Source organism: Ruegeria sp. AWH4_226, from assembly GCF_056159225.1.
The window spans coordinates 1172033-1192259 of sequence record NZ_JBSWUU010000001.1 but is presented as its reverse complement, the minus strand read 5'-3'; the positions used below and the strand labels follow the sequence as shown (position 1 = coordinate 1192259).

Sequence of the window (20227 nt, the reverse complement as noted above, 5' to 3'; positions counted from 1 at the left end):
GCAAGGACCACGACATATGGCGGTTCGTCGCGCAAGCGGCACATCAGAATGAGGGCAGACGGTGGCAACCCGGGCACAGAGCGGGCCTATTCCAGCGATCAATCGGTGGCGGAAATCCCGAAAACTGCGCAATTTCGGCACTTTGGGGTTGGTTCTTCTCGGGCCGGCGCTGGCGTTGGCCACGTATCTTGTCATCGGTCCATTTGATCTTGGGGCAACCGCGCCGACATTGCGCCTGATCCTGCTGGCTGATCTTGTCTATGTACTGGTAGTAGCCGCACTGGTTTTGGGTCAGGTATTCAACCTGATCGCAGCGCGCCGCGAAAAATCGGCTGGCTCCCGACTTCATCTGAGGCTAATCGGCGCTTTTACGCTGCTGGCACTGGTGCCGACGGTCACTGTCGCGATCTTTGCAGGATTAACGGTGAATATCGGTCTGGAAGGCTGGTTTTCCGACCGTGTACGGCAGGTGGTGGGCTCGTCCCTTACCGCAGCCGAAGCCTATGAACTAGAACATCGGCAAGGGCTAACGCAGGACGCTGCGGTTTTGGCGCGGTATCTCGACAACGCCAGAAATCTGGATTTCTACATTTCCGATGCCGAACTGCGCGAGGTACTGGCGCAAGGTCAGTCGCAGATTCAGCGCGGCCTGCGTGAGGCCTATGTCATTGATGGCAGTGCCGAAATCCGCTCACGCGGGGACCGGTCTTATCTTTTCGATTACGAGGCGCCTACAGCGGAACAATTTGTTCAAGCCTCAGATAATGGTATTTTGATTATCGCGGACTGGGAAAACAATGAGTTCCGCGCGCTGGTTCCGTTGCGGGCTTATCTTGACCGCTATTTGTATGTCAGCCGCGACGTCGACGGGCAGTTGTTGACACTGCTGGATGACACCAAGGAAACGGCGCAGTTCTATCAACAACTTGAAAGCGAGCGGGGCAGGGTGCTTTTTGAGTTTGGCCTGCTTTACCTTGGCTTCGCTGTGATCCTTATCCTGGCAGCTATGTCGCTGGGCATGTGGTTTGCGGAACGTCTTTCGCGCCCCGTGGGTCGATTGACGACGGCTGCACAGCGCGTCGGGGCCGGGGACCTAAGTGTGCAGGTGATCGAAGAGGCCAGCGATGATGAGATCGCGATGTTGGGCCGGTATTTCAACCAGATGACCCGGCAACTTAAAGGCCAGCGCGACACATTGCTTGAGAATACCCGCCAGATCGAACGCCGTCGGCGGCTGTTTGATTCTGTTCTCAGCTCGGTGACGTCTGGCGTGGTGGGTGTTGATCCGGATGGATGCGTGACTTTTGTAAACCGGTCTGCGGAACGGTTGCTGGACTGGACGCGCTTGGATGAAAAACTCTCGATCGGGATCGCCGTTCCAGAGTTTCTGCCGCTGTTTGAAAGCCTCAAAGAAAGCGGACAAGAGGCCGTTCAGGGTGAGGTCAAGGTGACCCGTAAGGGGCAGTTGGAAAATCTGCTTGTTCGCATGGCGACCCGCCGGGGCGAAGATGGCAGGCTTGAAGGTTACGTGGTGGCCTTTGATGACGTGACCGATCTTGTCAGTGCGCAACGAATGGCCGCGTGGGGCGATGTTGCGCGGCGGATCGCGCATGAGATCAAGAACCCTCTGACCCCGATTCAGCTGAGCGCTGAACGTATCAAGCGCAAGTTCTCGCGCAAACTGGACGAAGAGGATTGCGATAGCCTTGAATCCATGACCAGCGTGATCGTGCGGCAAACCAACGATCTGCGACGTATTGTCGATGAGTTTTCGAAATTCGCGCGCATGCCGCAACCGGATCGGCGCGAAGAAGACGTAGTTGGTTTGGTGCGCGAGGCCGTCTTGCTGCAGCAAGCCGGACAACCGGACGTACAAATTGATGCCACATTGCCGGATCAGCAAATCCTTGCGGATGTGGATGCAACGATGCTGTCTCAGGCGTTGACAAATCTCATCAAGAACGCAGGTGAGGCGATTGAAACGCTCAAGCACAAGGGACCGCCGGCAGATCTGAAACCTCAGATCAAGGTGGACGTGACCCGAGATGATGCGGGCACGGTGATTACGATTGCTGACAACGGCATCGGATTGCCCGAAGACCGCGCGCGTTTGTTCGAGCCTTATGTGACCACACGGGACGAAGGGACAGGTTTGGGCCTGCCCATCGTCAAAAAGATTATCGAAGAACACGGTGGGGCGCTGACGCTGGAAGATGCCCCCAAATTTGAAGGACAGGACCATTTCGGTGCGATGGCCGTGATCCGATTACCGGGGGGCAATTTCTCTCCGACGACAGCGCCACAAAAGCAGGCAATTCATACTAACAAACTGAAAGCAGGCCAAAGATGAGTGACATTCTGATCGTAGATGACGAACGCGATATTCGCGAGCTGGTGTCCGACATTCTGGAGGACGAAGGCTATTCAACCCGGCTGGCTGGCAACTCGGACGAGTGCATGGCCGAGATCAACTCTGAGCCGCCGGGGCTGTTGATTCTGGATATCTGGCTGAAAGACAGCCGCATGGACGGTATCGACATACTCAAGGCGGTAAAGCGCGACAACCCGGATGTGCCGGTGGTGATTATTTCAGGCCACGGAAACATCGAGATCGCTGTGGCGGCGATCAAACAGGGTGCGTATGACTTTATCGAAAAGCCCTTCAATATTGACCAGTTGATGGTGGTGATCCGCCGCGCGATGGAAACCTCGCGCCTGCGCCGCGAGAATGCATCGCTCAAACGCAAAGAGGTCACGAACTCGGATATGATCGGCAAGTCCGCTGCCTTCCGTGCGATGCAAAGCCAGTTGGACAAAGTAACCAAATCAAATGGCCGGGTAATGCTGAGTGGTCCGGCCGGATCAGGCAAAGAGATCGCAGCCCGATATATCCATGCGCATTCCAACCGCGCCAATGCTCCCTTCGTGACCGTGAACTGCGCTGGGATCGAACCTGAACGGGTCGAAGAGGTTTTGTTCGGTCGTGAAACGCCTGAGCGCGGCATTGAGTCCGGCCTGTTGGAAGAGGCGCATGGTGGCGTGGTGTATTTCGACGAAGTGGCCGACATGCCAAAGGGCACGCAGTCCAAGATTTTGCGGGTGCTTGTCGACCAGCAATTCCAGCGCGTTGGTGGGTCAGACAAAGTGCGCGTTGATCTGCGGGTGATCTCGTCGACCAACCGTGATCTTGAGGCCGAGATATCCGCGGACCGTTTCCGAGAAGAACTGTATCACAGGCTGAACGTGGTGCCGATTGCCGTTCCGTCACTGGAAGAACGCCGCGAGGATATTCCGGTTCTGGCCCAGCATTTCATTGAGATGTGTAACGAATCTCAGGGTCTGACGATACGCGAAATCTCGGAGGAAGCGGTGGCGCTTTTGCAGACGATGACGTGGCCTGGCAATGTCCGGCAGCTCAAGAACTTGATCGAGCGTGTCCTTATCCTTGGCGAAGGGTCCGGTCCGATCGAGGCCAAGGAATTGCCGACCGAAGAGGAAAAGACCGACGATTCGGGGCGTGTTGTCCTGTCGGGCGCCTTGGCGACTTTGCCATTGCGCGAGGCACGCGAGGCGTTCGAGCGGGAATATCTGTTAACTCAGATCAACCGTTTCGGTGGGAATATTAGCCGCACCGCCAGCTTTGTTGGGATGGAACGCAGCGCTTTGCACCGCAAGCTGAAATCGCTGGGCGTTGTGACATCGAACAAATCGGGCGCGCGGGTGGCTCAGCTGGATGAACCGGAACCGGCGGAGTAATTCGCCGGGGCGTTACCCTGCCTGACCGGGCGTGATGATCTGGAACGAACCGCCTTCGATTTTTACAAAACACGATTGCGTGCTTAACGGTGGCAGTGTTGTGGTGCGCGTTCTTGGCACCTGTGACTTAACACCCTGTTTGCAGGGTGGAAGGCTGACCGGGCGATACCCTTTCTGGGCCATGCATTGCGCCTCGACCTGATTGCGTAGCGTCTTGTTGACGTCGACCGTGTAGACTTGGCCGGGCTGCCACCAGCCAGCCGAGCGATAACAGCGGCCCCGACCATCACAATACGTGCGGCCGGGCCAATAGGTGGGCGGGCTTTGCCTTACCTGATTTGCAACCGGCACATCCTGCAACGCTTCGACCTGGCATTTTTGGGTTTCGGCTTGCATGCGAGACACGGTCTCGCCTTCGCGGTAATACAGCGAAAGCGGACTGCAAGACGACAGGATTACAACAGGAAGTAGCAAACGAAGCACTGTTTTCATGCACTTATCTTGCCGCAGCTTCACCCCGTTGACAAATGAATTGACCGCTCTGGGGGCATCTGTCATTCAAGCAATTCAGGCAGAAAGGCCAGGAACATGAAGGTCATTATTTGCGGTGCCGGTCAAGTAGGTTGGCAAATTGCACGGCACCTGTCAGGCGAACTGAATGACGTGACAGTTGTGGACAACAATCCCGATCTGGTCCGCCGCGCGACCGAGACGCTGGATGTGCAGGGGATTGCGGGCTTTGCCAGCTACCCCGATGTGCTGGACCGGGCCGGCGCCCGCGACGCCGACATGATCATAGCCGCGACCCATTCGGACGAGGTGAACATGGTCACTTGTCAGATGGCGCACTCGATATTTTCAATCCAGCGCAAGATCGCGCGTCTGCGGTCGAAATCCTATCTTGCGGCGATCCATTCGGACCTTTTTCGCCGGGATCACCTGCCTATCGACGTTGTCATCAGCCCGGAACGTGAGGTTGCTGCCGCCGCAATGCGCCGTCTGTCAGCCCCTTCGGCCTTTGATACCGAAATGTTTATGGACGGAAAGGCGCAGTTATTGGGCATCCGTATCGCGGAAGACTGTCCGATCGTAAACACGCCGCTGCGGCAGCTGACGGATCTGTTTTCTACGCTCAGTTCGATTGTTGTGGGTGTACGACGTGAAGGCAGCCTGTTCGCCCCTGAGGCCGAGGATCAACTGTTTGTTGGTGATGAATGTTATGTCTTCACCAGCGTCCAAGACGTGGACCGCACGATGGAGGTCTTTGGTAAGACCCAGAAAAAACAAGACCGTGTGGTGATCGTCGGCGGAGGCAATGTGGGCCTTGAAGTTGCGCGCGCATTGGAAGAGCGGGAAAGCCGCGTTCGGGCCAAGATCATCGAACGCGACCGCCATTGCGCCGAACTTGCTGCCGAAGCGTTGGAACGAACAATTGTTCTGAACGGGGACGGTTTGGACGCCGCCTTGCTGCGTGAGGCCGGGATCGAACGAGCCGACGCCATGTTGGCGGTGACAGATGATGACCGGGCGAACATGCTGGCTGCTGTACGGGCCAAGGCCGAAGGGTGCGCGCTGGCGATTGCGCTGATCAATGACCCCAGCATGGTGGCGTTGATGGGGCCGCTTGGGATCGACGCCTATATTAACCCGCGCGCCACCACGGTCAGCTCCATCCTGCGTCACATTCGCCACGGGCGCGTGCGGCAGGTTTATTCCGTCGGCGATGCCGAAGCCGAGGTAATTGAAGCCGAGGTACTGTCGACTTCGCCCATGGCAGGGCAGAAATTGCGCGACATTGATTTCCCTGAAGGCGTTTTGGTCGGCGCGGTGCAAAAAGGAGATCAGGTTTTGCGGCCGTCGGGCAGTTTGCGGATCGAAGAAAAAGATGTTGTGGCGATCTTTGCTTTGGCCAAGGACGTGCCCGAGGTTGAACGGCTGCTACAAGTGTCAATCGACTTCTTCTAATGGAGCGCACGAGCACACAACAGATAAGGCTATTGCGGCGCTTGCCGCTGTTCCTGCTGATCTGGGGCGTGTTTTCACTGTCAATGTGGGCTCCTGCGATCTATGCGCTGGCATTGGATGACCATGATGTATCGCGGTCGTTTTTTTACTCTGGGCTGCTGGGTATTTTCATCGTAGCGATCATTTCGTTGGCGACCATGAATCGCATTCCACGGCGCGGGACGCTGGGGCAGCTTGCGGTGTTGCTTGGCTGCTTCATCGTGCTGCCGTTGTTCCTGGCCATTCCCCTTCATGACGCGCTGGGAAACACCACCTTTCTCAATGCCTATTTCGATATGGTCAGCGCGCTGACGACCACAGGTGCCGACATTTTCCCGGACCCTGACCGCCTGACAGCTCCGATGCATCTTTGGCGCGCGTTGGTGGGTTGGATGGGCGGTCTGCTTATGTGGATTTCAGCCGCCGCGATTCTGGCACCTTTGTCTTTGGGCGGGTTCGAGATTACGGCGCGGGGGGAGCCCGGCCGACCGGTTTCGGGCGTGGCGCAAAGCGAAAAAGTTGACCCGCGCGGGCGTCTGATCCGTGTAACGCGCACGCTGACACCGGTTTATGCTGGTCTGACCGCCGTGGTCTGGCTGCTGCTTTTGGTCTCGGGTGAGCAGGGGCTGACCGCAATCTGTCACGCCATGTCAACGATGGCGACGTCGGGCATTTCACCGGTCGGCGGGCTAGAAGGCGCTCAGGCCGGGATCACGGGCGAGGCGGTCATTTTCCTGTTCCTGTTCTTTGCGCTGTCCCGGTTGACGTTTTCATCGGATACCGCTGCGTCTGGCTATACTCGTTTGGACAAGGATCCCGAATTCCGGATCGGTATGATGATCGCGATAGCAATTGCGGTGCTTCTGTTCTTTCGTGCTCTGGCGGGTGTGAGTGAAATTGGCGGTACGATTCGCCCGATCGACGCGGTGAACGTCTTTTGGGGCATGTTGTTCACGGTCCTGTCGTTTCTGACCACGGCCGGATTTGAAAGTGCCAATTGGAACGACTCCCAACAATTGTCAGGGCTGGGTACGCCGGGCCTGATCCTGATGGGCTTGGCGCTTATCGGCGGCGGCGTCGCCACTACGGCGGGTGGGGTCAAGCTGCTGCGCGTCTTCGCCCTTTACCTAAATGGTGCGCGCGAAATTGACAGGTTAATCTACCCGTCATCCGTCAGTGGCGTGGGTGGCGGAAATCGGCGTATCCAAAGCGATGGCGCCTTTATAGCGTGGATCTTTCTAATGATGTTCGCGCTGACTGCGGCCTTGTTTAATCTGTTGCTTGCGATGATGGGGGCTGGGTTCGAACAGGCTATGGTTTTGACCGTTGCGGCGCTTAGCACAACGGGTCCGTTGATCGAACTGGCCACGGATATTCCCATTCGTCTGGTGGACCTCTCCGGTGGCGCCAAGCTGACGATGTGTGCGGCCATGGTGATTGGACGGTTGGAAACGCTGGCGATTATTGCCCTGATTACCCCAAGCCTATGGCGGGACTGATATTCCTCATATGCGAATTGACTGTTTTTTCATCTGGAAACTCGGTTAATGACACTCCATACTCACCCGGAGGGAGCGCGTTGGTACGCAGCGCGTAGCAAGAACAATGGCGAGATTATAAAAATATGGCTTCGGACAGACAGAATCTGCAGGACGCGTTCCTGAACAATGTACGGAAAGCAAAGGTCCCGGTCACAATATTCCTGATCAACGGTGTTAAATTGCAGGGTGTTATCACCTGGTTCGATAATTTCTGCGTGTTACTGCGCCGCGACGGTCAGTCGCAGCTTGTCTATAAACATGCGATTTCGACCATCATGCCGTCACAGCCGATCAGCCTTTATGAGGGCGAAGACGCCTCTTGATGGAACATGACAGGATGCACACCCGCGCTTGGGTGTTGCATCCGGAAATCAAATCAGATGAACAGCGCCGTGTTCCCGGACCAGCGCTGGAAGAGGCGGTGGCTTTGGCCGCCGCTTTGCCCGATCTTGACGTGATCGGGTCTGAAATCGTGCGCCTGCAACGTGCCCAGCCCGGTTTGTTGTTTGGAAGCGGTAAGATCGAAGAATTGACCGAGCGTCTGCACGACAACAAGGTCGAACTGGTTCTGATCGACGGCCCCGTGACGCCTGTGCAGCAGCGCAATCTTGAAAAGGCCTGGAAGGTCAAAATCCTAGACCGTACCGGTCTGATCTTAGAGATTTTTAGTGACCGCGCCCGCACCCGCGAGGGTGTGTTGCAGGTCGAGATGGCCGCGCTCAGTTATCAGCGAACGCGACTGGTGCGGGCATGGACGCACCTTGAGCGTCAGCGGGGCGGTTTGGGATTTGTCGGCGGTCCGGGTGAGACGCAGATCGAGGCCGACCGCCGCGCCATCGACGATCAACTGGTCCGTCTGCGCCGTCAGTTGCAGAAGGTCATCAAGACCCGCACCCTGCATCGGGCCGCGCGGGCCAAGGTTCCGTACCCGATCGTTGCTTTGGTGGGCTACACCAACGCCGGGAAATCCACGCTGTTCAACCGCCTGACCGGGGCCAAGGTGATGGCCAAGGACATGCTGTTTGCGACGCTGGACCCAACCATGCGCCGTGTCGAACTGCCCGATGGGCCCGAGGTGATCCTGTCGGACACGGTGGGTTTTATATCGAACCTGCCGACCGAGCTGGTTGCGGCTTTCCGGGCCACGCTGGAAGAAGTTTTGGGCGCCGATATCATCATTCATGTCCGTGACATAAGCCACGAAGACACCGCTGCTCAGGCACAGGATGTAGAAGCGATCCTGACATCATTGGGTGTGGATGACGAACGCCCGCGGTTGGATGTGTGGAACAAGATCGACTTGCTGAACGACGAAGAACGCGAAGCGGCACTGAAGCGGGCCGACCGCGACCCTGCAATATTTGCCATTTCAGCCGTAACAGGTGAGGGTGTCGAACCCCTTTTGGCTGAAATTGCAGCCAAGTTGCAGGGCGCGCGACACGAGGAGGTGCTTTCGTTGGATTTTGCCGAAGGCAACAAACGCGCCTGGCTGTTTCGGCAGGATGTGGTTCGCTCGGAAAAACAGACGGACGATGGGTTTCGGATCACTGTTCTTTGGACCGATAAGCAAGCAGCGCAGTTTGCGGGGCTTTAGGCGTCAGGCACCGTTGATCTGACGCTGATAATCGTCGGCATCGAACCAGCTGAGCGACGCGCGGATTTTGTAGTTGTCGGTCAGCTCCCATTCTTCCCAACCCCGCGTGACGACATGGTTGCCGGTTTTGGCGTGGTGTCCTTCCATCGTGCTGACGAAGATCGCGTGCGACCCGGCCCATCGCAGCATATCGCACCTGACCTCAAGGTCTGGGAAATCGGTATAAAGTCCGCGCGCCATTTCCACCACTGCCGAACGGCCGACGATTGGCTCGCCCCGGTTGATCGAGACCTGCCCGTCAGGGGCAAAGAATTCTGCCACCGCGTTCGGGTCGCCTGAACTCCAGGCAATTGCATAGTCGCGCGCGAGATTGTTTAGCCTATCGCGAATACTGGCCATCTGTACCCCCCGGTCCAAAACACTGACCTTTTAAGATCGTAGGCGAAAAGGCGGGTCTGCGTCCACGGCGGGTAACATAAAAGGGCAAGGTCCTGCCGAAACAGGCTAAATCAGCGCGGGATCAGGGTCGTGATCCCCACGGCAGCGGCCCGCGCCAAATCCAGATCCAGCGACATCGGGATGTATTCCCCGCGCCGCCACAGCTGCGCCTGATCATCGTAATAGCGCGACAGGAAGTGACCCGATTGACCTGTGGCGGTGATAAAGACCGAACTGTCCGGGTCGGCAAAGTCGTAGACTCCGCGATAGCCTGCACCGTGAACGTTCTGGAACGGGTCCCGACCTTCGCCCGAGGTTCGACCGCGCAGCAGAGTATTGTCTCCGCCGCTGGTGGACTGCCGGATGTTGACAAAGAACCGCAGCACGGGAACCGACCCCAGAACCGGATGATCATGTGTGGCCTGATGGGCGTCACCCCAGCGCAAGGATTCCAGCGCAGTGCCGTAGGTTTCACCGATCCAGATCAGTGCGTCGTCCAAGGCCAGCCTGGCCATGTCAGTGCAGGTCTCGTTCGGGGCGCTCTGGCGGACATCGCACCAGACCGACGCTCCGTCGATGTCGCGATAAACCCGCTCGATAAACAGCGGTTCGACATGTTTGTATTCTGCCGCCAGCGGGCCAAGCTCGTCCGAGATCAGACGGTTCTGCAGCGCCCGCAACCACGCCGCATAGATCAGCGGTTCGGGCAGGTGTTCGTTCATCTCGCCATTCCACTCGGCCAGAAGGGAAAGGGCGATCTGGCGCTGGCGTTCTGGTGTGCCTTCGGGGGCCGATGCTCCGGTGAACCACAGGTCGGCACCGATCAGCGGCAGCAATGACCGGGCCGTAAAGCTGACAGTATCCAGTTGCGCCTCGATAAAGCTATCGCGGGTGTGGACCTCACGCGATTGCATCAGGCGTTCCCAGCGATGCACGCGCTGCGTGTCGCCCCATTCATAGGACACATGCTGAGGGAAGGGGCGGTCGATGATCTTGTTGTTGGTATTGCCCAATATGCCGCCAACCGGCGCGACGAATTCAGGGTTATCTGCATAAGGCAAGCGGCCCTGCCAAAGGTTTTCAGCCAGCCAACCGGGCGTCGGAATACGGCCTCGGCTTTGATTGCGCAGGTCACGCTTAGGCATGGCACCGATCAGTTTCATCCCGATCGTGTTTTTGTCGACCAGCGATAGGTTCTGCGAGGGCGCTATGAAAAGCTCGGCCACGTCAATAGCATCCCTGACACTGTCCGCATTCATGAGTTCCATCGAAGCCGTTATGGACGTGTCGCGTGGGCTAAGCGCTGTCCATGAAAGTGACGCGACATGACCGGGCGGAGTGATCGTTTCCAGATCATAGTGGCTGCCGGGCAGGACGGGACCGTTTTCCGTCCAGCGCAGGGTCAGGGTGATGGGTGCCTCGTCCTTAATCTCAATGATCGAAGGACGGGTGCGAAATTCCTTGTAACCATCCGGGGTCAGGTATTCCTCGGGGTTGTCGGGGTTCAACCGTTCAATATGCACGTCCTGATCGTCCAGATAAGACGAGGTCAGACCCCAGCCCAACCGATCACTGCGCCCTGTCATCACTGCGGGAACACCAGGGATGGTCGCGCCAATCACACCACCCTTAGCCAGTTCCAGCCGCGCCAGATACCAGGTGCCGGGCGCGGTGAAGCCCAGATGCGGGTCATTGGCCAGCAAAGTGCCACCACTGGCCGACCGTGACGGGGCTGCGGTCCAGGCGTTGGATGCGCCGGCCAAGCCACGTTTCGGAAAGGGCGACAGCGGTGTTTCGGGCATTGGTGCGCCTTGGGCATAACGCGGCACACCGGGAAACAGAGCAGCATATTCCGGCAGCGCTGCAACGCCTGCACCGGGCACATCCGGCAGAATATCGGCCAGACGTTCGGAATCATTCAGCATCAAAGAGGTACGGGCGCGCAGCACCTCATCCTTAAGATGACCAGACAATTGCAGGCCCATCAGCTTGATTACGGCGATGCTGTCTCCGGGTTGCCAGGGAGATACGGTTGCATTGAACAGAAACATTTCGGGCGCGCCACGACCTAAGGCGTTCTCGTTAATTTCTTCCAGCCGTGCGTTCACTCCGGCTGCATAGGCACGTAGCGCGGCCTTTGTGTATTCGTCCTGCACCTCAACCGAGCGATGGGCGAGGCCATAAAGGTCCAGTCGGCGCAGCAGTTTGTCGACATGGACGGTTCGGGTACCGAACACTTCGGACAAGCGGCCCTGCGCTGTACGGCGCATTACGGTCATTTGCCACAGCCGGTCCTGTGCGTGGGCATAGCCAAGGCCAAAAAACACATCCGGGTCAGTTTGAGCCAGAATGTGCGGCACATTGGCTGTATCCCGGACGATCTCAATCGGGGCGGTCAGTCCTCGGACCCTAACCGTTTTGTCATAGTCCGGCAGCGATTGGCTGGCGAGGAAATACACGAGGGCCACCGCCGCCAATGCCAGCAGGATCAGGCCTGTTGTAATACGCACGAGCCAGCGAAACACAAATCCCATCTACGGCCTACAATCCTGATCCAATTCTTGTTGCGGCAAGATTAGTGTATGGCCGTCCCAACCGAAAGAGGGACAACCCGTGAATATTCTCGTTTCGGTACTCAAAAATGAAATACCCCGCCACAGCCTAAGGCTAATGGCGGGGGCCAGGATCGGGGGAGTGGCAGCCCGAAGTTACGGAATGATCCGCGTGTATTTTGTGCCTTCGACTGTTGCGCCGAATTTCAGACCGGCCTGACCAAATACGGCGGCCAAGACGGGTGATCGCAACGTCGTGGTGTCGGTTGACAGCGTGTCGCCGGTCGCATCGACGACGTAGCCGATGTCAGCCCCGGCGGTCCAACCGCTTGAGCGGCGGAAGTCGTTCAGCGCGTCCTGCGTCATGAAGAAAAGGACATGGGCATACTGTTGCGCGCCGATCTGTAAACCTGCGCTGCCTGAAACGGCCGAGTAATAATCTACCGTTGCGCCATTGATACGCAGCGCGCCCTGGCCATAGGCACCGCCGAAAATGAACCCGGCGTCGGTAATCAGTGGCATGACCAGCATGCCGTTGGATTTGTTGGCGATTTCAACCGTATTGGGATAGCGCGCATACATTTCGGTTAGCGTGGCATCGACACGGGCGTCTATCTTGACCGCGTTCGAGTTGCCCACGCCATTTCCGCAAGCGGCTGTTAGGGTAAGGCCGGCCATGCCGAAAGCAAAGCCGCGACGGCTTAGTCGGGATGCGTTGGAACTGCTCATAATGTTTTCTCTGTATAGCTGCCTGATATGTCGGGTGTACCCGATCTTGTGTGCAAGAATACGCCGATTGCGGCTGCGTGTCACGGGAAAGCTGAGCACTGACAGATAACAATCGGCGAAAACTTGCGAGAATTTGGGGTTTTAGCCTTGCAGGATACGCGCGACCTGAGGTGCGAAATAGGTCAGGATGCCGTCGCATCCAGCACGCTTGAAGGCCAAGAGACTTTCGAGCATGACCTTTTCTCCGTCGATCCAACCGTTCTGGGCGGCTGCTTGGATCATCGCATATTCGCCCGACACCTGATACGCATAAGTTGGCGCGCCAAAGGTGTCTTTCACGCGGCGACAGATATCCAGATAGGGCATGCCGGGTTTGATCATCACCATATCGGCACCCTCGGTCAGATCGCGCTCGATCAGGCGTAGAGCCTCGTTCGAGTTTCCCGGATCCATCTGATAGGTTTTCTTGTCACCCGTCAGCGCGCCCGAAGCACCGACCGCATCGCGGAAAGGACCGTAAAAGGCACTCGCATACTTGGCGGCGTAGCTCAGGATTATTACGTTCTGATGTCCGGCTGATTCCAGCGCCTTTCGCATCTCACCAATACGGCCATCCATCATGTCGGACGGACCAATGATGTCAGCCCCGGCGTCGGCCTGTGCCAGTGTCATCTTGACCAAGGCCGAGACCGTCTTGTCGTTCACGATTTCGCCATCGATGACATAGCCATCGTGACCATTGGTGTTGTACGGGTCCAGCGCGACGTCCGTCATGACCGCGATATCAGGGGCCGCAGCCTTGATGGCGCGGATGGCGCGATTGGACAGGTTGTCCGGGTTCCACGCCTCTGCGCAGTCTTCGGTTTTCAGGCTGGTGTCCGTATAGGGAAAGATGCAGATCGCCGGAATTCCCAGCGCTTGCGCCTCAATTGCGGCCTTGGCGATCAGGTCGACGGATCGACGTACCACGCCCGGCATTGAGGGCACAGCTTCTTCCACGCCCTCACCGTCACGCACGAAAACGGGCCAAATCAAATCGTCCGTGGTTAACGTGTTTTCACGGACCAGCCCGCGCACCGCCGCAGATTGGCGCGCCCTGCGGAACCGGGTCAGGGGGTAGGGGGCGATGGTGGGTTTCATGTCGCGCTCTCCTTGAATAATCCCGCATTGGGTGGCATGAATTCCGTGTGGTCTCAAGGGTAAGGATGAACGCGCCGGTGCGAATTAGCCCCTCAGGACGTGGAATAAAGGGCTGACGCTTGGACATATCCTCTACGGTTTTCGAAATCATCGACATGCGCAGCTTTTCGAATCTGTGGTACTGGATCGCGCTGGCGGTATTGTGGTCGACGGTCAGCCATTGGACGATGGGCGTGCCGCATGACCTTTTGGTACGTGCCCGTCGAATCAGAGGGCAAGCGGAACGCGATCTTCTGGATATCGTTCGTATCAACGGTAATCGGATCATCTATATCGTTGACGTGTCCGGGCTGGCTCTATTGGGGTTGGTCTGTTTCGTATTTACCGGGCTGGGCACGCTGGGGTTCTACTACGGCGTAGAATTTGCTCAGGCGGTGTTTCTTCTGCTTTTTCCGGTCTGTTTTGTGGTGCTCCTCCACATCCGGGCAGCGCGCAAGCTGCGCGCGGGCGAAAAGACGCTAGAGTTCGTGAGTAAGGTTTTAACCCGCTGCCGGATCTACACGCAGATCATCGGTATGATTTCGATCTTGATCACATCGCTTTGGGGCATGTACCAGAACTTCTCGATCGGTGTGCTGGGCTAGGAAATTCGGAAAGGCAAGATGATGACGGCTCCGAACCACGTAAGTGTCGGCGGCGCCCCCGAGGGGTTTGACGCGCAGCTTGTGCTGAACGAGATCAAGCGTTCGGGGCAACCCGTCTGCCATGTCGCACGGGACGACAAACGGATGGAGGCGATGCGGGCGGCCCTTGCCTTTTTCGCACCTGACATGCCGGTTTTTGTTTTCCCCGGATGGGATTGCTTGCCCTATGACCGGGTGTCGCCCAACGCCGATATTGCTGCGGCGCGTGTTGCGACGCTGGCCGCGTTGGTGCACCAGATGCCTGACCGGTTCGTTCTGCTGACCACGCTGAATGCCGCAACTCAACGCGTGCCCGCGCGGGACGTATTGAGAGAAGCCGCGTTTACCGCGCGTGTTAATCACCGTGTAGACGAAACCGCGCTGCGAAACTTTCTGGTGCGCATGGGGTTCACTCAAAGCCCTACGGTCATGGAGCCTGGTGACTACGCGGTACGGGGCGGGATCATCGACATCTTCCCTCCGGGCGAATCCGGTCCGGTCCGTTTGGACTTGTTCGGCGACGTTCTTGACGGTGCTCGGCGTTTTGATCCTGTGTCTCAACGCACGACCGAAAAGCTGGAGGTCGTGGAACTGGCACCGGTATCCGAGGTCATTTTGGATGAGGCCGCTATCACGCGGTTTCGCCAGAATTACCGCATCGAGTTCGGCGCGGCTGGCACGGACGATCCGCTGTATGAGGCGGTCAGCGCAGGCAGAAAACATCAGGGCATCGAGCACTGGCTGCCGTTTTTCCACGAAAAACTGGAAACCTTGTTCGACTATTTGCCCGATGCCACGGTCTCGTTGGACGATCAGGTTACGCCTGCACGACTGGCCCGGTGGGAGTCGATTGAGGATCAATACGAAACCAGACGGTTGGCGTTGGAAAATCGATCCCGCATGGACACGGTTTACAAACCGACGCCGCCCGGATTGCTTTATCTGGACGATGCTGCTTGGGACCGGGCAGTAGGGGATCGGCGTGTGATGCAGTTCAACCCGTTGCCGCAGGCCAGCGGTCCGGGCGTGATCGACGCTGGGGGACGGATCGGCCGGAACTTTGCGCCTGAACGGCAGCAAGAAAGCGTCAGCTTGTTTGGTGCGCTTGCCAGTCATATTTCCGATAAGCTGGCTAAAGGTCCAGTTCTGCTGGCGTCTTACTCAGAAGGTGCGCGCGAACGCCTGACCGGACTGATTGAAGACGAAGGCCTGGCCGAGGCCATCCCTGTCGCCGATGGCACGCGCATAGGCAAACGCGGGCTGCATCTTGCGGTCTGGGCCTTGGAGAACGGGTTTGAAACGCCCAACTTGACGGTGATTGCAGAACAGGACGTTCTGGGCGATCGTCTGATCCGTCAGCCCAAAAAACGCCGCAAGGCTGAAAACTTCCTGACCGAAACGCAATCCCTCAGCCCCGGTGATCTTGTGGTGCACGTTGATCATGGGATCGGGCGCTACATGGGGATGGAGGTTATTACCGCCGCAGGTGCCGCGCACGAATGCCTGTTGTTGGAATATGCTGAGCAATCCAAGCTTTACCTGCCGGTCGAGAATATCGAACTGTTGTCGAAATACGGCCATGACGAAGGTCTGCTGGACCGTCTGGGTGGCGGTGCATGGCAGGCTAAGAAGGCGAAGCTGAAAGAGCGTATCCGCGAGATGGCGGACAAGTTGATCCGGATCGCGGCTGAGCGCGCGCTGCGCAAAGCTCCGGTCATGGACCCACCACCCCACGCGTGGGAGGAGTTTAGCGCTCGCTTTCCGTATCAGGAAACCGAAGATCAGCTACGCGCGATCGCGGAAGTGATGGAGGATATGCATTCGGGCGCACCGATGGACCGCCTGATTTGCGGCGATGTCGGCTTTGGAAAAACCGAAGTCGCCATGCGCGCGGCCTTTGTCGCGGCGATGTCCGGGGTACAGGTTGCCGTAATTGCGCCGACCACCTTGCTGGCGCGTCAACACGCGGCGTCGTTCAAGGACCGCTTTCGCGGCTTCCCGCTTGAGGTTCGGCAATTGTCGCGGTTCGTATCCTCGAAAGAGGCGCAGCAAACGCGCGACGGGCTGGCGCGCGGAACCATAGATATCGTGATCGGTACCCATGCGCTGTTGGCCAAGGGTATTCGGTTCAACAATCTTGGCCTGTTGATCATTGACGAAGAACAGCATTTTGGCGTCGGCCATAAAGAGCGCTTGAAACAACTGCGCTCGGACATCCACGTGCTGACCCTGACCGCAACGCCGATCCCGCGTACGCTGCAACTGTCGCTGACGGGCGTGCGCGATTTGTCTATTATCGGCACTCCGCCCATCGACAGGCTGGCGATCCGAACCTATGTCAGCGAGTTCGACGCCGTCACGATCCGTGAGGCGCTGCTTCGTGAACATTATCGCGGTGGGCAGAGTTTTTATGTTGTACCGCGCATCTCGGACCTGCCTGAGATCGAAGAGTTTCTAAAGGAACAACTACCTGAACTCACCTATGTCGTGGCGCATGGCCAGATGGCGGCTGGCGAACTCGATGACCGGATGAACGCCTTCTACGACGGCAAGTATGACGTGCTGCTGGCCACAACAATTGTGGAAAGCGGCCTGGACATTCCAACAGCGAACACGATGGTCGTGCATCGGGCGGATATGTTCGGCCTTGCGCAGCTTTATCAAATTCGCGGCCGTGTTGGGCGGTCAAAAGCCCGCGCCTATGCCTATCTGACAACAAAACCGCGCCAGAAGCTGACGGCCACAGCCGAAAAGCGCCTTCGGGTTCTAGGTTCTTTGGATACGCTGGGGGCCGGGTTCACGCTGGCCAGCCAGGACCTCGACATCCGCGGTGCGGGCAACTTACTGGGTGAAGAGCAGTCGGGCCAGATGCGCGACGTGGGTTATGAACTCTATCAGTCGATGCTGGAGGAGGCGATCGCCAAGATCAAAGCCGGTGAGATGGAGGGTTTGACAGAGACGGAAGATCAGTGGGCGCCGCAGATCAATTTGGGCGTACCTGTTCTGATCCCCGACGATTATGTGCCCGATCTGGATGTGCGTCTGGGTCTCTATCGCCGCCTGTCGTCACTTTCGACCAAGGTTGAATTGGAAGGGTTCGCGGCGGAGCTGATCGACCGGTTCGGTAAACTTCCGAAAGAGGTGAACACTCTGATGTTGGTGGTGCGCATCAAGGCCATGTGCAAACGGGCCGGCATCGCCAAACTGGACGGTGGGCCAAAAGGCGCAACGATTCAGTTTCATAATGACAAGTTCGCCTCGCCCCAGGGATTGGTGGAATTCATCCAGGATCAACGCGGATTAGCGAAGGTCAAAGACAACAAGATCATAGTCCGGCGCGACTGGAAGAAGGACAGCGACAAGATCAAGGGTGCGTTCGCAATCGCCCGTGACTTGGCTGAAAAAGTCGTGGCCGAAAAGAAGAAGGCCAAGGCCTAGTCGCCGCTTACAAAGGTGCAAAGCTGCCAGTCGCCTGCGTCTGATTTTGAAAACGCGGCGCGATAGCCTGTCATGGGCCAAAGATAGTCCCGGTGCATATAGCCCTGTGCGCCGTCGGTCAGCAGAACGCGCTGATACTCGGTATCGTTCTGAAATTCACGGATGATGACGACCTCATAACTTATCAACCCCAAGGTGAGCGCAGTGCGGTCCGGCCCCTGGCGCAGGGCGACATCGGTGCCGGTGACGAAAAAGGCCAGCTGGGGATCTAGCGACGCGGGCAAGGTGATCTGCCATTGATGCGGCATCCAGAATTCACCTTCTTCGTCGAAATAGCCGGGCTGCGTAAGGGTGTATTCCATATCGGTCCAGTACTGCGCGCGCAACTCATCAGCCTTGCCTTGATCCTCTTCCGGCAGGGTTTCAGGATCGAGTGTAAGATTGGCGCGCAGCTCTTCCGGGCCGCCACTACCGCCATGGCTCAGGTAGATATCGGGACAGGCGGTCGCAACGACGGCGTCGACATCTCTTGCGGAAACATAGGACAGCAGGGTTTCGCGAAAGGCCACCAGCGACGGATCGCGGTTGGCCTGATCCGCAGGGGGAAAGGTCTGGCGGTCGGCAAAGGCTGGACCGCAGAGCACGGCCAGCAACAACAGCGCGTATTTCATTCCGCAGCCCTCATAGCGGCCTGAGCGCAAAAACACGATGCGCCAACAGCGCGGTCTGCACGTGCGAGAGCCAGATCAAGCCTCTGTTTGATCTGCGTGATTTCAGTGTCTTCTTGGCGTGCCTTCAGGCAGTCGTGCAAACCCTTCAGGCTCCAGACATTGTCAGGGTGGATTGAGGCACGGCTAAGCCTGCCGCCCAATCCGAGATCTTCGCGATAGACGGCTTCGGCCTCGGTCACGCGGCCCTGTTCGAACAGAAGTGCCCCAAGAGCGTGGCGGGTGGGCTGCATCCAGCCCCATGGTTCATCATAAGGAAGCATGTCGTCCAATTCGACTGATCGGCGCAGATGGGCGAAGGCGATATCGAAGTTGCCTTTGCGGTACTCAATCTCTCCGCGCAGCATTTCCCGCGCGATTTCAAGCAGATCGATAACGCGGTTATTGTGCAGCAATCGCGTTTCTGGCACGCAGGCTTTGGCCGAAAGGAACAGTTGTTCCTCGGCCTCTGCCTTCGCTACATCGCCCGTGGCCGCAAATGCGATTGCGCGGGCGTAGTGGATCGTTGCGGTCAGAGTGCGGTACAGGTCAGGGTCGTCAGGAAGGTTTAGGGCCTTCGCCTCCTCCCACAGACCAAAACGGATCAGGATGTGTGGACCCATCGACAAATAGCTTTCGAAGTAATCCGCCATGGGCGGGCTTTCGATGCGTAGCAAATCCTCGGGCGTGGTATCCCACATACCTTGATTGGCACGCAGGGCCGGTTCCAACTGACCCAGAAACAGCGCGCCATAAATGGCAAAGTGATAGTTGTGCTGCCGATAGCCCGTGTAGATATTGAACGCACCTTCACGCTCGTAATACTTCAAATCGGCCTCGGTGGCTTTTTCGTTCCAGTACACTACACCGTGGTAGTGACCGCATAGAACGTCGATATGAGTGGGCATATGCACCAGATGGCCCGCGTCAGGAACCAGCGTGCGCAACACGTCCCCGGCCTTAAGCGCTTTTTCCGGGGTTGGCGACATTTCCATCAAGTGAACGTAGAGGTGCAGAAGCCCCGGATGGGACATTGCGCCGGGGGCGTTGGCCATCGCATCTTCAAGCGCCTTCTGAGCCTCAAGCGTCGCTGCGCCGTCGGCGGGTTTGCCCGAACTCAGATCCCACATCTGCCAAGGGGTGAGGTTCAACAGAGCCTCGACATAAATCGTGCGCAAGTCCAGATGATCGGGATGATTTGCAAAAGCGGCACGCATCGCGTCGGCGAAATCGTGGTTCCAGCCGTGCATGTCCGGCAACGGTTCGCGCTGCGGGTAGCGGGATGGCAAAGCGCGGATCAGTGCCTGTTCTAACGGCGTGCAGGTCTCCATTTTGGAAAGCGCCTGCTGAGTCGCATCATAGGCCTGCGACAGCGCTTTTTGTTGACCTCGTTCATCCTGCAGATCCCATGGCAGATTGTAATTCGGTCCTGCAGCATAGGCGATTCCCCAAAATGCCATGGCGCAGTTTGGATCGAATTCAGCCGCGCGCTGAAAGCAAACAACAGCTTCGTCGTGATTGTAGCCGTACGTCCAGATCAGCCCGCGATCAAACCAAAGCTGTGCCTCTGGTACCGATGTGCTGATTGGGCAGGAATATGTCCCTAGGTCGTAATAGTCAGCCATTTTCCGCTCCTCACCTTGAT

15 protein-coding genes are annotated in these 20227 nt (G+C 57.7%); 8 read left to right on the top strand and 7 right to left on the bottom strand.

The window, feature by feature from the left end; genetic code table 11:
* Positions 1-61: 61 nt before the first annotated feature.
* The gene (locus tag ACXAET_RS05730; RefSeq protein WP_475182410.1) at positions 62-2350 is read left to right on the top strand and encodes a sensor histidine kinase NtrY-like; all 2289 of its coding nucleotides are present in this window, start codon (positions 62-64) and stop codon (positions 2348-2350) included.
* Positions 2347-3756 carry a nitrogen assimilation response regulator NtrX gene (gene ntrX, locus ACXAET_RS05725; RefSeq protein ID WP_475182405.1) on the top strand — a complete coding sequence of 470 codons (1410 nt, stop codon included), beginning with the start codon at positions 2347-2349 and terminating at the stop codon, positions 3754-3756. The genes ACXAET_RS05730 and ntrX overlap by 4 nt, the downstream gene beginning before the upstream one ends.
* Before the next feature lie 12 nt (positions 3757-3768).
* Here ntrX and ACXAET_RS05720 read toward each other — a convergent pair whose 3' ends face one another.
* The gene (locus tag ACXAET_RS05720) at positions 3769-4248 is read right to left on the bottom strand and encodes a hypothetical protein (protein ID WP_068331579.1); all 480 of its coding nucleotides are present in this window, start codon (positions 4246-4248) and stop codon (positions 3769-3771) included.
* A gap of 96 nt (positions 4249-4344) precedes the next feature.
* Here ACXAET_RS05720 and trkA point away from each other — a divergent pair, with 96 nt between their 5' ends.
* From trkA to hflX, 4 genes are all read left to right on the top strand, one after another.
* Positions 4345-5721 carry a Trk system potassium transporter TrkA gene (trkA, locus tag ACXAET_RS05715; RefSeq protein ID WP_475182400.1) on the top strand — a complete coding sequence of 459 codons (1377 nt, stop codon included), beginning with the start codon at positions 4345-4347 and terminating at the stop codon, positions 5719-5721.
* Positions 5721-7259 (top strand): TrkH family potassium uptake protein, encoded by a 1539-nt coding sequence (locus tag ACXAET_RS05710; protein ID WP_475182397.1) that lies wholly within the window; start codon positions 5721-5723, stop codon positions 7257-7259. Before trkA ends, ACXAET_RS05710 begins: the two co-directional genes overlap by 1 nt.
* Before the next feature lie 125 nt (positions 7260-7384).
* A complete protein-coding gene (gene hfq, locus ACXAET_RS05705) occupies positions 7385-7624 on the top strand; it encodes an RNA chaperone Hfq (protein WP_010440340.1) in 240 nt (79 codons plus the stop codon).
* Complete coding sequence (gene hflX / locus ACXAET_RS05700; RefSeq protein ID WP_475182392.1) at positions 7624-8895, top strand: GTPase HflX; 1272 nt, start codon at positions 7624-7626, stop codon at positions 8893-8895. Before hfq ends, hflX begins: the two co-directional genes overlap by 1 nt.
* 3 nt (positions 8896-8898) lie before the next feature.
* On the opposite strand, the gene ACXAET_RS05695 is transcribed toward hflX, so the two are convergent.
* The 4 genes from ACXAET_RS05695 to hemB form a co-directional block, all read right to left on the bottom strand.
* The gene (locus ACXAET_RS05695; protein ID WP_475182387.1) at positions 8899-9294 is read right to left on the bottom strand and encodes an SgcJ/EcaC family oxidoreductase; all 396 of its coding nucleotides are present in this window, start codon (positions 9292-9294) and stop codon (positions 8899-8901) included.
* 110 nt (positions 9295-9404) lie between these two features.
* Complete coding sequence (locus ACXAET_RS05690) at positions 9405-11867, bottom strand: penicillin acylase family protein (RefSeq protein ID WP_475182383.1); 2463 nt, start codon at positions 11865-11867, stop codon at positions 9405-9407.
* Between the two features lie 174 nt (positions 11868-12041).
* On the bottom strand, positions 12042-12614 hold the full coding sequence (locus ACXAET_RS05685; RefSeq protein ID WP_475182379.1) for a lipid-binding SYLF domain-containing protein: 573 nt from the start codon (positions 12612-12614) through the stop codon (positions 12042-12044).
* A gap of 141 nt (positions 12615-12755) precedes the next feature.
* Complete coding sequence (gene hemB / locus ACXAET_RS05680) at positions 12756-13754, bottom strand: porphobilinogen synthase (RefSeq protein ID WP_475182375.1); 999 nt, start codon at positions 13752-13754, stop codon at positions 12756-12758.
* A 119-nt stretch (positions 13755-13873) separates the two neighbouring features.
* On the opposite strand from hemB, the gene ACXAET_RS05675 reads away from it, so the two are divergent.
* Complete coding sequence (locus tag ACXAET_RS05675) at positions 13874-14398, top strand: component of SufBCD complex (RefSeq protein WP_475182370.1); 525 nt, start codon at positions 13874-13876, stop codon at positions 14396-14398.
* Positions 14399-14419: 21 nt separating this feature from the next.
* Complete coding sequence (gene mfd, locus ACXAET_RS05670; RefSeq protein ID WP_475187116.1) at positions 14420-17875, top strand: transcription-repair coupling factor; 3456 nt, start codon at positions 14420-14422, stop codon at positions 17873-17875.
* On the opposite strand, the gene ACXAET_RS05665 is transcribed toward mfd, so the two are convergent.
* Both ACXAET_RS05665 and ACXAET_RS05660 read right to left on the bottom strand, forming a co-directional pair.
* Positions 17872-18546 carry an SH3 domain-containing protein gene (locus ACXAET_RS05665; protein ID WP_475182367.1) on the bottom strand — a complete coding sequence of 225 codons (675 nt, stop codon included), beginning with the start codon at positions 18544-18546 and terminating at the stop codon, positions 17872-17874. The two genes, mfd and ACXAET_RS05665, sit on opposite strands and share 4 nt — an antisense overlap.
* Positions 18543-20207, bottom strand: a complete 1665-nt coding sequence (locus tag ACXAET_RS05660; protein ID WP_475182364.1) for a hypothetical protein — start codon at positions 20205-20207, stop codon at positions 18543-18545. The genes ACXAET_RS05665 and ACXAET_RS05660 overlap by 4 nt, the downstream gene beginning before the upstream one ends.
* Positions 20208-20227: the final 20 nt, after the last annotated feature.

Excerpts from the sequence above, each read along its gene's own strand:
- ntrX (WP_475182405.1), top strand. The coding sequence starts at position 2,347 with ATGAGTGACATTCTGATCGTAGATGACGAACGCGATATTCGCGAGCTG.
- ACXAET_RS05720 (WP_068331579.1), bottom strand. The coding sequence starts at position 4,248 with ATGAAAACAGTGCTTCGTTTGCTACTTCCTGTTGTAATCCTGTCGTCT.
- trkA (WP_475182400.1), top strand. The coding sequence starts at position 4,345 with ATGAAGGTCATTATTTGCGGTGCCGGTCAAGTAGGTTGGCAAATTGCA.
- ACXAET_RS05710 (WP_475182397.1), top strand. The coding sequence starts at position 5,721 with ATGGAGCGCACGAGCACACAACAGATAAGGCTATTGCGGCGCTTGCCG.
- hfq (WP_010440340.1), top strand. The coding sequence starts at position 7,385 with ATGGCTTCGGACAGACAGAATCTGCAGGACGCGTTCCTGAACAATGTA.
- hflX (WP_475182392.1), top strand. The coding sequence starts at position 7,624 with ATGGAACATGACAGGATGCACACCCGCGCTTGGGTGTTGCATCCGGAA.
- ACXAET_RS05695 (WP_475182387.1), bottom strand. The coding sequence starts at position 9,294 with ATGGCCAGTATTCGCGATAGGCTAAACAATCTCGCGCGCGACTATGCA.
- ACXAET_RS05690 (WP_475182383.1), bottom strand. The coding sequence starts at position 11,867 with ATGGGATTTGTGTTTCGCTGGCTCGTGCGTATTACAACAGGCCTGATC.
- ACXAET_RS05685 (WP_475182379.1), bottom strand. The coding sequence starts at position 12,614 with ATGAGCAGTTCCAACGCATCCCGACTAAGCCGTCGCGGCTTTGCTTTC.
- hemB (WP_475182375.1), bottom strand. The coding sequence starts at position 13,754 with ATGAAACCCACCATCGCCCCCTACCCCCTGACCCGGTTCCGCAGGGCG.
- mfd (WP_475187116.1), top strand. The coding sequence starts at position 14,420 with ATGACGGCTCCGAACCACGTAAGTGTCGGCGGCGCCCCCGAGGGGTTT.
- ACXAET_RS05665 (WP_475182367.1), bottom strand. The coding sequence starts at position 18,546 with ATGAAATACGCGCTGTTGTTGCTGGCCGTGCTCTGCGGTCCAGCCTTT.
- ACXAET_RS05660 (WP_475182364.1), bottom strand. The coding sequence starts at position 20,207 with ATGGCTGACTATTACGACCTAGGGACATATTCCTGCCCAATCAGCACA.